Annotated in this window: 10 protein-coding genes; all 10 read left to right on the forward strand. The window is 65.9% G+C overall.

The window, feature by feature from the left end; genetic code table 11:
• Nucleotides 1-61: 61 nt before the first annotated feature.
• The 10 genes from yicI to BMY53_RS16020 all read left to right on the forward strand — a co-directional run bounded on the left by yicI (nt 62) and on the right by BMY53_RS16020 (nt 13,130).
• Entirely contained in the window at nt 62-2,332 is a 2,271-nt protein-coding gene (gene yicI / locus BMY53_RS15980) for an alpha-xylosidase (RefSeq protein WP_092947495.1), read from the forward strand.
• 120 nt (nt 2,333-2,452) lie between these two features.
• Nucleotides 2,453-4,330, forward strand: a complete 1,878-nt coding sequence (locus BMY53_RS15985) for a glycoside hydrolase family 9 protein (RefSeq protein ID WP_092947496.1) — start codon at nt 2,453-2,455, stop codon at nt 4,328-4,330.
• Nucleotides 4,327-5,745: an AmpG family muropeptide MFS transporter gene (locus BMY53_RS15990; protein ID WP_092947497.1), complete on the forward strand. Its 1,419-nt coding sequence runs from the start codon at nt 4,327-4,329 to the stop codon at nt 5,743-5,745. Before BMY53_RS15985 ends, BMY53_RS15990 begins: the two co-directional genes overlap by 4 nt.
• Nucleotides 5,746-6,070: 325 nt before the next feature.
• Nucleotides 6,071-7,162 (forward strand): multiple monosaccharide ABC transporter substrate-binding protein, encoded by a 1,092-nt coding sequence (gene chvE, locus BMY53_RS15995; RefSeq protein ID WP_310732118.1) that lies wholly within the window; start codon nt 6,071-6,073, stop codon nt 7,160-7,162.
• A gap of 34 nt (nt 7,163-7,196) precedes the next feature.
• On the forward strand, nt 7,197-8,780 hold the full coding sequence (gene mmsA, locus BMY53_RS16000) for a multiple monosaccharide ABC transporter ATP-binding protein (protein WP_255370234.1): 1,584 nt from the start codon (nt 7,197-7,199) through the stop codon (nt 8,778-8,780).
• Nucleotides 8,773-10,014 (forward strand): multiple monosaccharide ABC transporter permease, encoded by a 1,242-nt coding sequence (gene mmsB / locus BMY53_RS16005; RefSeq protein ID WP_092947500.1) that lies wholly within the window; start codon nt 8,773-8,775, stop codon nt 10,012-10,014. The genes mmsA and mmsB overlap by 8 nt, the downstream gene beginning before the upstream one ends.
• Nucleotides 10,015-10,203: 189 nt before the next feature.
• Nucleotides 10,204-10,578: a response regulator transcription factor gene (locus BMY53_RS16010; RefSeq protein WP_177200909.1), complete on the forward strand. Its 375-nt coding sequence runs from the start codon at nt 10,204-10,206 to the stop codon at nt 10,576-10,578.
• A 98-nt stretch (nt 10,579-10,676) separates the two neighbouring features.
• A complete protein-coding gene (locus tag BMY53_RS26455; RefSeq protein ID WP_255370235.1) occupies nt 10,677-10,805 on the forward strand; it encodes a hypothetical protein in 129 nt (42 codons plus the stop codon).
• A gap of 52 nt (nt 10,806-10,857) precedes the next feature.
• The gene (locus BMY53_RS16015) at nt 10,858-11,511 is read left to right on the forward strand and encodes a hypothetical protein (RefSeq protein WP_143074099.1); all 654 of its coding nucleotides are present in this window, start codon (nt 10,858-10,860) and stop codon (nt 11,509-11,511) included.
• A gap of 185 nt (nt 11,512-11,696) precedes the next feature.
• A complete protein-coding gene (locus BMY53_RS16020) occupies nt 11,697-13,130 on the forward strand; it encodes a porin (RefSeq protein WP_255370236.1) in 1,434 nt (477 codons plus the stop codon).
• The last annotated feature ends 1 nt before the right edge of the window (nt 13,131 follow it).

The raw sequence follows: 13,131 nt of genomic DNA on the forward strand, positions 1-13,131 counted from the left end.
GCGGTAAACAGTTGGTTTCACAAGGGTTTGGGGGCACGGCGGCACAACGACCAGGAGACGCATGAAGTTCACCGACGGCCAATGGCTGCTGCAGCCCGGCGTGGCGGCGCACTACGCCACCGAAACCTATGCCGTGGACGTGAGGGAGGACCGCGTGGTCCTGCTCGTCACGACCCGGCCCATCAAGCACCGCGGGGATACGTTGGCCGGGCCGACGATCACCGTCACGCTGCAATCACCGGCGCCGGGCGTCATCCGCGTCAGTGCCGCGCATTACGTGGCCGGGCTGGCGCGCCGCCTGAATGTGCCGATGCCGGGTGCGTCGGCGCAGCGCCTTCAGGTGGAAGAGACGGCGCAACTGCTGCGCGTCACGTCCGGGTCGCTGACGGTGGACGTCAAGAAGGGCGAGGGCTACAGCCTGGTGTTCCGCGAGGGCGACAAGGTCCTCACCCGCAGCGATTCACGCGGGCTGGGGTATCTGCAATGGAGCGGCAAAGGCAGCTTCATGCATGAACAGCTCTCGCTGGGCGTGGGTGAATACGTCTACGGCCTGGGTGAGCGCTTCACGCCCTGGATCAAGAACGGCCAGGTGGTGGAGAACATCAACAAGGACGGCGGCACGGCCTGCGAGCAGGCCTACAAGAGCGTGCCGTTCTACATGAGCAGCCGCGGCTACGGCGTGCTGGTGAACGAGGCGGGGCCGGTGTCCTTCGAGGTGGCCTCGGAGAAGACTTCCCGCGTGCAGTTCAGCCGTGAGGGCGAGAGCCTGGACTACTGCGTGGTGGCCGGCCCCACGCCCAAGGACGTGGTGCAGCGCCTCACCGCGCTGACCGGCCGCGCACCCTTGCCGCCGGCCTGGAGCTTCGGCCTGTGGATGACGACCTCATTCACCACGCAATACGACGAAGCCACCGCCACCCATTTCATCGACGAAATGGCACGGCGCGAACTGCCGCTGGCCGTCTTCCATTTCGACTGCTTCTGGATGCGGGAGTTCCAGTGGTGCGACTTCCAATGGGATTCGCGCGGCTTCCCGGATCCCGAAGGCATGCTGGCCCGGCTGCGCGCCAAGGGCCTGCGCATCAGCCTGTGGATCAATCCGTATGTGGCGCAGCGCTCGCCGCTGTTCGACGAGGGCAGCCGCGAAGGCTACTTCCTCAAGCGGCCGGACGGGCGTGTCTGGCAGACCGACCTGTGGCAACCCGGCATGGCCATCGTCGACTTCACCAACCCTGCGGCCGTGCGCTGGTACCAGGGGCACCTGCGCCGCCTGCTGGCCATGGGGGTGGATTGCTTCAAGACCGACTTCGGTGAACGCATTCCTGACCAGGACGTCTGCTACCACGACGGCTCCGACCCGGTGGAGATGCACAACCTCTATGCCCTGCAATACAACGAGGTGGTGTTCAACCTGCTGCAGGAGGTGAAGCAGCAGGAGGCCGTGGTCTTCGCCCGCTCCACCTATGCCAGCGGCCAGCGCTTCCCGGTGCACTGGGGTGGTGACTGCTGGTCCAATTTCGAATCCATGGCGGAAAGCCTGCGCGGCGGCCTGTCGCTGAGCAGCTGCGGCTTTGCCTTCTGGAGCCACGACATCGGCGGCTTCGAGGGCAACCCGCCGCCGGCCGTCTACAAGCGCTGGATCCAGTTCGGCCTGCTGTCTTCCCACAGCCGGCTGCACGGCAGCAGCTCCTACCGGGTGCCATGGCTGGTGGACGAGGAAAGCTGCGACGTGCTGCGCCACTTCACCCGGCTGAAGCACCAGTTGATGCCTTACCTCTACGCCAGCGCCGCCGAGTCCAGCGCCACCGGCGTGCCGGTGATGCGCAGCGCGGTGATGCAGCATCCGGACGACCCCGCCTGCGCGACGCTGGACCGTCAATACCACTTGGGCGAAAGCCTGCTGGTGGCCCCGGTGTTCACCGAGTCTGGTGAGGTGGATGTCTACCTGCCGGCAGGCCGCTGGACGCATCTGCTCAACGGCGAGGTGGTGGAGGGCGGCCGCTGGCGGCGTGAGCAGCATGGCTTTCTGAGCCTGCCGCTGTACGTGGCGCCCAACACGGTGTTGCCGTGGGGGCGTGAGACCGAGCGGCCGGATTACGACTATGCGGACCAGGTCGTTCTGCGCGTCTTTGCGCTGGACGATGGGCAGCAGGCCGGCTTTGTGGTGCCCACGTTGGACGGCGGCATTGCCGCACGCGGCCATGTGCAGCGAGAAGGCGACAGCTACCGCGTGGTCGTCTCCGAAGGCGCATTGAAGCAATGGCAACTGGAGGTGGATGGCCGCCGCAGTGCGGTCCAGGCCGATGGCCGGACACTGGACTGGACGCCATGAGGCGGCCGACCGAAAGACCGGCCATGATGTGATCCCGGGCGCCCGCAGGGCGGGCGTCCGTTTCTGATTTCAGCGATGACAAGAGCGCCCTGAAGGGCGCCGTCACAGGAGACAAATGCGATGTGGGCAGGTTCCCTCAATCGTTCTGATGTGCGAGCGGTGCCACGCCGTTGGCATGCCTTTGGCGTGGCCGCCGCGGCTTGCTCGCCCTGGCGGCGCTGGCCGCTCTTGCTGCTCTTGCCGGCCTGCGTGCCGGCACAGACAACGGTCGATCAGATCGACCTCAATTCAGTCGGCTTCCCGACCGCTGCCGCGAAGTGGGCGGTGGTGCCGAATGTCGCGGCCAGCGGCTTCACCGTGGTGGATGCACGCGGGCGCATCGTTATGAAAGGCTCGCTGAGCGCCCCTGCCACCTGGCCGCTGGCGGACACCACCGTCAAGCTGGCCGACCTGTCGGCCTTGCGCAAGCCGGGCACCTATCGTGTGCAGGTCAGTGTGCAGGGCCGGGGGGCGGCTGCACGCTCGTCCAGCCCACTCACCTCTGCCCCATTTGTCGTGGGGGACACGGTCTACACCCCGCTGACCGCTGCGGCCATCCGCGCCTTCTATTTCAACCGCGCCGGCATCGAAGTCACACCGCAGCTGGGGGGCGCCTACGCCCGCGCCGCCGGCCATCCGGACACCCGCATCCTCATCCACGCCTCGGCCACCGGCCCGCAGCGCAAGGAGGGCGACGTCATCAGCAGCCCGAAGGGCTGGTACGACGCTGGCGACTACAACAAATACATCGTCAATTCCGGCATCAGCACCTACACGCTGCTGGCCGCCTACGAGCATTTCCCCGCGTTCTACCGGGGCCTCGCGGTGGGGTTGCCCGAAAGCGGCAATGGCCTGCCGGACCTGCTCAACGAAGCGCTCTGGAATCTCGACTGGATGCTGACCATGCAGGACCCGGCCGATGGCGGGGTCTATCACAAGCTCACCAATCTGCGCTTTGACGGCATGGTGATGCCAGCGCAAGCCACGGCCGAGCGCTATGTCGTGCAGAAGACGACCGCGGCCACGCTGGACTTTGCCGCGGTGATGGCCACCGCAAGCCGGGTGCTCGCGCCCTTTGAGGCGCAGTCCCCTGGCCGTTCTCAGCGCATGCGCGCTGCCGCGCTGGCCGCCTGGGACTGGGCCCGGCAGCACAAGGATGTGATCTACCGCCAGCCCGCCGATGTGGTCACCGGCGGTTATGACGACACCAAGCTGGACGATGAATTCGCCTGGGCGGCCGCCGAGTTGTTCATCACCACCGGCGAGCAGCGCTTTCTCGACGCGATGCGGCTGGGGCAACTGGCCATCAACGTGCCGTCCTGGAGCGATGTGGGCGGCTTGGCCTGGGTGTCACTGGCCAAGCACCAGGACCGCCTGAACGAGGCAGACCGCGCCATCGTGCAGCAGCGCATCCGCAGCCAGGCCGACACCCTGGTGCTGCGCTGGAAGCAATCCGCGTGGCGGGTACCGATGCAGGCCGAGGACTTCCGCTGGGGCAGCAATGCCGAGGTGCTGAACCAGGCGCTGATGCTGATCCAGGCAGCCCGGCAGACGGCGTCCACACCGCAGGCACGGCGCGACGCACTTGCTGCCGCACAGGCCAATCTGGACTATGTGCTGGGTCGCAACCCGCTGGGCCGCTCGCAGGTCACGGGCTTCGGCCTCCGGCCGCCGATGCATCCCCACCACCGCCCCTCGGAGGCGGACGGCATCCAGGATCCGGTGCCCGGCTTCCTGGTTGGCGGCGCGAACCCGGGCCAGCAGGACAAGGCCGAATGCCCGGTGCCGTATCCGTCAACGCTGACCGCGCTGTCCTGGCTGGATCACCTGTGCAGCTACGCCAGCAACGAGGTGGCCATCAACTGGAATGCGCCGCTGGTCTATGTGACCGGCGCGCTGCAGGCGCTGAGCGCAGACAACAGCGTCGGCGCCCGCGCCGGCAAGAAAGGCACGCGATGAGTGCGGATCTCTCCACCACCGGCCCGGCCCATTCCGGCCCGGCTCATTCCGGCGCGCTGCCCCCCGTCGTCCAAGGGGAGGGCGCCAGCGCGTCCGAGCGCCTGGCCGACGAGCCCACGCCGGGCCATCGCCACCCGCTGTTCTGGGTCCCGTCGCTCTACCTGGCCATGGGCCTGCCCAACGTGCTGGTGGGCGCGGTAGCGGCCATCCTCTACAAGAACATGGGCATCTCCAACGAGGACATTGCCCTCTACACCTCGCAGATGTATCTGCCCTGGGTGCTCAAGCCGCTGTGGTCGCCCCTGCTGGAGCCCTACCGCACCAAGCGGTGGTGGGTGATCAGCATGCAGTTCCTGATGATGGCGTCGTTGGGCCTGGTGGCCTTCAGCCTGCCGCTGGACGGCTTCTTCCGCGCCTCGCTGGCCTTCTTCTGGATCACCGGCTTCGCCTCCGCCACCCAGGACATCGTCGCCGACGGCGTGTTCATGACCACCATGCCGTTGCGGGACCAGGCGCGCTATTCCGGTGTGCAGGGCATGTGCTGGAACCTGGGCGCGGTGGTGGCCTCGGGCCTGCTGGTGTCGCTCACCGGCTGGCTGCACAAGGACCTGGGCTGGTCCTGGGTGCATTGCTGGATGGCCGTGATGCTGGGCGCAGCCGGCATGATGGGTGGCTTCGGCCTGTGGCACCTGCGGGTGCTGCCGCCCGGTGCGCCTTCGTCCGTGCAGGGCCAGGACTTGCGGAGTGCCATGGTCGCCCTGCGTGAGTCCTGGGTCACCTTCTTCCAGAAGCCATCCATCTGGATGATGCTGGCGGTGGTCTTCTTCTACCGCTTCGGCGAGGGCTTCATCGAGAAGTTCGGCCCGCTGTTCCTGCTGGACCCGCGCGATGCCGGCGGCCTGGGGCTGGACAACGCCGCGCTGGGCCACATCTACGGCACGGTGGGCACGGTGGCGTTCATTGCCGGGGCCTTTCTCAGCGGCTTCATCGTGGCGCGGATGACGCTCAAACGGACCTTCATCCTGCTGGCCATCGCGCTCAACCTGCCCCATGTCACCTACTACTACCTGAGCCACGCCATGCCGGACAACGTGATGCTGATCGGCGCGGTGGTGGCCATCGAGAAGTTCGGGTTCGGGATGGGCTCGGTAGGCCACATGCTGTACATGATGCAGCAGATTGCGCCGGGGCCGTTCAAGATGACCCACTACGCCATGGCCACTGGCGTCATGGCGTTGACCAAATGGGCCACCGGCAGCGTCAGTGGCTGGGTGTATGCCGCGGTGGGCCATCAATACGCCACCTTCTTCGGCCTGGTGCTGTTGTTTTCAGTGCCGCCCATCATCCTGGCCTGGCTGGCGCCATTCCCCGTGCAGGCGCACGACCCAAGCACTGGCGGGTCCGGCGGGCATTAGGGGGAACACCAGGATCACGCACGCAATTGTCTGTGAGCGCACGCGTAACGCGCTCCGACGACAGCAATGCCGAAATGAATATCGACCCGCGTTGAAAGGTTATCGGCTGCCGTTTCGTGCCGGCGGATGATGCAAAAAGCGCCAGATCATCGATGGACAGGGGTGGCACGCCGGTTGCCATGCCCCGCACACGGCTGAGGCATTCATGGGTTGTTCATGATGCATTCAGTTTTCATTCATGCGATGCTCGGCCACCGTCGGCAGCCCTGGGTTCAGGGAAGTGGCCGACGGGCATCGATTCGTAGAAGCACACAACGGAGACCTCATGACAAAAGCAAAGATGCCGCGCCGCGGCGCCCTGGGCCTGCTCACCACCCTGGTGGCGGCCATCGGACTGGCCGGGACGGCCACCCAGGTACTCGCCCAGGACAAGGGCCTCATCGGTATCGCGATGCCGACCAAGAGCTCGGCCCGCTGGATCGCCGACGGCGACAACATGGTCAAGGCATTCAAGGACAAGGGCTACAAGGCCGACCTGCAATACGCGGAAGACGACATCCCCAATCAGCTGGCACAGATCGAGAACCTGATCACCAAGAAGGTGAAGGTGCTGGTGATCGCCTCCATCGACGGCTCGGCACTGTCCAGCGTGCTGCAGAAGGCTGCGGCGGCCAACATCAAGGTGGTCGCTTATGACCGCCTGATCCGTGGCACCAAGAACCTGGACTACTACGTCACCTTCGACAATTTCCAGGTCGGTGTGATGCAGGGCCAATCCATCATCGACAAGCTGGGCGTGGCGCAGGGCAAGGGCCCCTTCAACATCGAACTGTTCGGCGGCTCGCCTGACGACAACAATGCCGCGTTCTTCTACGACGGCGCCATCTCCGTGCTCAAGCCCTACATCGACAGCGGCAAGCTGGTGGTGCGCAGCAAGCAGATGGGCATGGCCAAGGTCGGCACGCTGCGCTGGGATGCTTCCGCCGCCCAGGCGCGCATGGACAACCTGCTGAGCGCTTTCTACGGCAACGAACGCCTGCACGCGGTGCTGTCCCCGTATGACGGCATGAGCATCGGCATCCTGTCCTCGCTCAAGGGCGCCGGGTATTGCAGCAAGAGCCAGCCGTGCCCCATCGTCACCGGCCAGGACGCCGAGATTCCTTCGGTCAAGTCCATCGTGAAGGGTGAGCAGGCCAGCACCGTCTTCAAGGACACCCGTGCGCTGGCCACCGCCGCCGCCGGCCTGGTGGACGACGTGCTCAATGGCAAGCAGCCGGCCGTGAACGACACCAAGACCTACAACAATGGCGTCAAGGTGATCCCGAGCATCCTGCTCAAGCCGGTGGCCGTGGATACCGCGAACTGGAAGCAGACGCTGGTGGACAGCGGCTACTACAAAGAGAGCCAGGTCCGCTGATCCCCGCTGATCCCGTTTGACGCTCGGAGGTTGTATGGCTGAAGCGATCCCCATGCCCGCGGCGCGTGCGCCCGAGGCCGCCGCGCCGCTGCTGGAGCTGCGCGGCATCACCAAGCGCTTTCACGGCGTGACCGCGCTGGAGAATGTGCACCTCAAGGTGCACCCTGGCGAGATCCACGCCCTGGTGGGCGAGAACGGTGCTGGCAAGTCCACGCTGATGAAAGTGGTCAGTGGTGTCTATCCGCACCCGGACTATGACGGCGAGATCCACTTCGAAGGCGAGGAGCGCCGCTTCGGCGGCATCGTCGACAGCGAAGCGCTCGGCATCATCATCATTCACCAGGAGCTGGCGCTGGTACCGCAGCTCTCCATTGCGGAGAACCTGTTCCTCAACCATGAGCCAGCGCGCCTGGGCGTGATTGATCGCATGGCCATGCACCGCCGCGCGCGGGAGTTGCTGGACCGTGTCGGGCTGCGCGAGTCGCCCGACACGCGGGTCGCCGACCTCGGGATCGGCCAGCAGCAGCTGGTGGAGATTGCCAAGGCCTTGGCGAAATCCGTGCGGCTGCTGATCCTGGACGAACCCACCGCCAGCCTGAACGAGTCGGACAGCGAAGCGCTGCTGGACCGCCTGATGGAGCTGCGCGCACAGGGCATTGCCTGCATCCTGATCTCCCACAAGCTCAACGAGATCACCCGCGTGGCGGACCGCCTGACCGTGCTGCGCGACGGCCGGTCCATTACCACGCTGGATTGCCGGCACGAGCCGGTGAGCGAAGACCGCATCATCCAGGCGATGGTCGGCCGGGACCTCGCCGACCGTTACCCGCGCCGCACGCCCCAGATCGGCGAGCTGCTGTTCGAGCTGCGCGACTGGCACGCCTACCACCCGGTGCAAGCCGGGCGGGAGGTGGTGCGGGGCGTCAACCTCACGGTGCGCCGTGGCGAGATCGTCGGTATTGCCGGCCTGATGGGGGCGGGGCGCACCGAACTCGCGATGAGCGTGTTCGGCCGCAGCTACGGCCGCCGCATCAGCGGCACCGCGCTGATGGACGGCCAGCCGGTGGACGTGTCCACCGTGCCCAAGGCGATCCGGGCCGGCCTGGCCTATGTCACCGAGGACCGCAAGTCCCTCGGGTTGCTGCTCAATGAATCCATTGCCTGCAACACCAGCCTGGCCAACCTGTCGGGTGTGTCGCGTGCGGGTGTGCTGGATGCGGCACGCGAGCACTCGGTCGCGCAGGAGTACCGCCGCCAGTTGGCCACCCGCTGCACGGATGTGGCCCAGCAGACCATGCATCTGTCCGGCGGCAACCAGCAGAAGGTGGTGCTGGCCAAGTGGTTGTTCTCGCAGCCCCGGCTGCTGATCCTGGACGAACCCACCCGCGGCATCGACGTGGGCGCCAAGTTCGAGATCTACAGCCTGATTGCACAACTGGCCGAAAGCGGCTGCGGCATCTTGATGATCTCCTCGGAGATGCCGGAGCTGCTGGGCATGTGCGACCGAACCTATGTCATGAACGAGGGACGGATGGTGGCCGAATTCGACGCCGCCGAAGCCTCGCAGGAAAGAATCATGGGTGCCATCGTCGGCGCCCGGGAGTTACGTCATGCATGATCCTCTGACGGCGCCTGTGAACGGCGCCCCCCCGACGCGCACGGCCCCGCCGCCGGCGCCCCGCGGCCCCGCCCAGGGCGGCGGCATTGCCCACTTCCTGAAGCGGCACCTGCGTGACTACGGCATGCTCATCACGCTGGTGGCCATCATGGGCCTGTTCCAGGTGCTGACCGATGGCACGCTGCTGCAGCCGTTGAACCTGACCAACCTGGTGCTGCAGAACAGCTACATCGTCATCATGGCGCTGGGCATGCTGCTGGTGATCGTGGCGGGGCACATTGATCTGTCGGTGGGCTCGGTGTGCGGTTTCATCGGGGCCCTGGCCGCGGTGTTGATGGTCAATTACGACTGGCCGGCATTTCCCGCCGCCATGGTCTGTCTGGCGGCCGGTGCCGTCATTGGCGCCGCGCAAGGCTGGTTCGTGGCCTACCTGGGCATTCCGTCCTTCATCGTCACGCTGGCGGGCATGCTGGTGTTCAAGGGCCTGGCACTGGCGCTGTTGCAAGGCCAGTCCCTGGGGCCGTTCCCGGACGCCTTCCAGCTGCTGAGCGCCGGCTTCCTGCCCGAGCTGTTCAACCAGGAAGATCCTCGCCCGACCACGCTGGGCCTGGGCCTGCTGCTGGCTGTCGTGGCGGTGGTGGTGGCCTGGCGCCATCGCAGTGCCGGCTTGCGGCACGGCATGGAGGTCGAGCCGGGCCCGATCTTTGTGCTGCGTCAGGCGGTCATCGTGGTGGCGGTGCTGTCCATGAGCTGGCTGATGGCCTCCTACAAGGGCTTGCCCACGGTGATGGTGGTGATGGTGGCGCTGACGCTGGCCTATGACTTCATTGCTGGCCGAACCACGCTGGGCCGCCGGGTCTATGCGGTCGGCGGGAATGAAAAGGCGGCCCGCCTTTCCGGTGTTCGCACCGAGCGCATTGCCTTCCTCACTTTCGTGAACATGGGCGCACTGGCCGCGCTGGCGGGCCTGGTGTTTGCTGCCCGGCTGAACACGGCCTCGCCCAAGGCGGGTCTGGGCTTCGAGCTCGACGTGATTGCGGCCTGTTTCGTCGGTGGCGCCTCCGCGTCCGGCGGTGTGGGCAAGATCATGGGGGCCGTCATTGGCGCGTTTGTGATGGGCGTGATGAACAACGGCATGTCCATCCTGGGCGTGGGCATTGATTACCAGCAGGTGATCAAGGGCCTGGTGCTGCTGGCGGCTGTCTTTGTGGACGTGTACAACAAGCGCAAGTAAAGAAGCGCGCAACGCCAGCGGAAACTCTCCAATCGGGCGCCCGGGATGCATTCCGGGCGCCCGATTGCTATTCAGGTGTTATTCAGCCGTGATTCAGAGAGCGCTCAGAGCGCCCGGATTACAAATTCTTTGGCCGAGGGTATTCGGAATGCAGGCAGACTGTGGGCTTCAGGCGCAGCGCTGTTCAGCATGAAGATTGTTCTTGTCGAAGATTCGGAAGTTATCCGCAAGCAACTGGTTCGGCTTCTGGCGGAGGTCTCCGGTGTGTCCGTCATCGGGCAGGCCGACAATGAAGACGCAGCGCTGGAGTTGATCCGGGGCACGTCGCCGGATGTGGTGCTGGTCGACATCGGCCTGGCCGAGGGTTCGGGCATGCGCGTGCTGGAACGGGCCCGGCAGATCGGTTTTGCGGGCAAGCTCTTTGTGCTGAGCAACCGCGACCCCGACTTCTACGAAATGCTCTGCGCCCGGCATGGCGCGGACGCCTTCTACGACAAGGCCCACAGCCTGGACCGCCTGGTGGCGGACCTGCAGACTGCTGCGGACGCCAAACACGCGTCATGAGCTGACGCGGGGTGGACACCCTACCCGCGGATATTGCCTTCTTGATATCTTGCAGATGCATTGCTACGCGCCAATACGACAGGCATGCGACAGGCAATATGACCGCAGGGCGGGGCGACCCCGACCCGGCCACCATCCCGCTGTTTGCGACCATGCAGTTCGAAGCGATGGGCCTGCGCTCGTATGTGTACTATGCCCGCCAGATCAAGGAGCGAAATGGACATTGAACACGGTCGGTGGCGGCAGCCTGCAGTGCCAGGTCTGATCGACAGACTGGCCATGCTTGTCCTTCGCGCCTTGGGCTGCTTTGGGGTCCTTGGGGCCCTTGGGGCAACTTCCGGCTGCAGCTTCGCGCAGAACACCCATCTCATCCGCCATGCCGACACCCTGGCGGTCAATGGCGTGCCGCAAGCGGCTCGTGTGATGCCGCACGCGGACCGTGAAGCGGGCTTCACGGTGGAGGGGGCCGATCTTGTGGTGCAGGCCAGTGGCCGGCAGCTCCAGACGACCACGGTACGCTTGGGTTTTGTGGTGCCAGTCCAGGAAGGCTTCCCCGACTCGCAGGTGCTGGATGCCCGGCTGGTCGTGGCCATCCAGGTCTCGGCCACCGCTGCCAGCGGCGTTCGGTTGCGGGTGGACGGCCAACTGACAGATGCGCAGGGGCAATGGCATCGGCCGGCGCTGGTGGCCTCGGTGGACGGAGTCTGTGATGCGCCTTCGCGACCTGAACGCATCCATCCCCTGGCCGGCCCCAGCTTCGAGGTGGCCGCCCGTGAGCGAGGCTGTCTCTACCTGGCCTATGACCTGGAACCGCGCTTGACCGACCGGCTGAAGCTGTCCATCGGAAGCCTGACGGCCGGCCCGTCGCCTGCAGCGCGGCAGCTGGAATTGAGCCTCGGATCGGCACTGACCCAGCAGATCACCGGGCACTGAAAGCCCGCGCGCGCTTGGCGACGACCAGGGTGACGAGCGCCTTTCCTCGCCCATCGACCTGATTCGGGGTCAAGTGTTACCGAAGCCCAACAAAATGTATCCGTATGGCGGCGTATTCGTGAATACTCCCAGGCACCCCATGCAATGACTGCTCGACCGTGTGTCGGTGGTCCATGATCGTGTCGATGTATCAGCATTACCGCCTCCGCCCGGCTCGTCGCATTTCTGCCATCAGCCGCCCCCCCTTCGGCCCCGCCAGCCAGCGGGCAGTGCCCGGCGGCTGGCGCGGTGCGGGCGGTTCTCCCGCCCGGCACGGCCTGCTGCTGAACGGGGTCCTGGCGGCCATGGCCTGCTTGGCCGCCTGGGCGCCAGCGCCGGCACACGCCGACAGCGGCATCACGCTCTACGGCTCCTTCGACGTGGGCGTGGACCAGATCAAGAAGAGCCAGGGCAATGTGCAGGGCACCTTGTTCAGCGTCAGCGGCGGCCGCGTGATCCCGAATGCGGTGGCGGCGCCGTCGTCGTCCATCAGCCGCATGTCCACCAGCCTGACGCGGCAGTCCTACTTCGGTTTCAAGGGCAATGAAGAACTGGGTGATGGCTTTGTGGCCAAGTTCCAGCTCGAAGGCGGCTTCACACCGGATGCTGGCACCCTCAGCAATGACGTCCGCTTCTTCGGCCGCGTGGCCTGGGTGGGCCTGACCACGCCCGCGGGCGAATTCCGCCTGGGGCGCCAGGCCGTGCCCATGCTGGTGGCGTATTACTTCAACAGTGTTGAGCGCCTGGGCTCCACCGACGTGCTGGCTGCTGGCGTGACGGTCAACAACCTGCAGGTCTACCAGGACAACATGTTCAGCTACACGGTGGCCAAGGGCCCCTGGCTCGGCCAGCTCTCCTACACGCCCAACGGGGGGGTGGCCAGCCGGGTCAGTGCCGCGCGTTCCCCGGCTTCCAACGTCAATACCGGCCAGATCATCGGCGGCGCCACGGCGGGCAGCGAGGACGGCACGGGCCGTGGCAAGGCGGTGGGCGCCATGCTGGCCTATACCGACGCCGACCTGACGCTGACCGGCGCCTACCACCGCAATCATTTCGGCGTGCCGTTCGGCCTGGCCACCGCTGCCGGCTTCGTGCCGCTGTTCAACGTCGACAGCTTCATGAGCTACACGCTGGGCGCCAAATACCGTTTTGCGAGCACCGGCACCGAACTGGCGGGCAATTTCTATCGCGGCGCGTTCAAGGAATCCGGCGATGCGGACCCGCGTATCACCTCGCTGGGCCTGGCCGTGAAGCAGACCGTGAAGCTGTTCGACCTGATTGCCCAGATCAGCGACAGCCGTTTCAACAATTTCACCCACGGCAAGAACCGCGCGTACACGCTGGGCGCGGAATACAACCTCTCCAAGCGCACGGCGCTGTACCTGCGGTATGCCCAGGTGGAAGACCAGCGTGGCGACATCGTGAGCAGCTCGCTCAACCCGGCGCTGACGCTGGCGGGCGGCCCCACCACGATGCTGCTGCCGCTGGGCGCGCTGGAGATTCCGGTGCTGTCGGGCGCCGGCACCCAGATGGATGCCACCACCCGCCTGTACGGTGTGGGCATCCGCCACACCTTCTGAC

This window comes from Roseateles sp. YR242, from assembly GCF_900109745.1.
Classification (GTDB): Bacteria; Pseudomonadota; Gammaproteobacteria; order Burkholderiales; family Burkholderiaceae_C; genus Roseateles.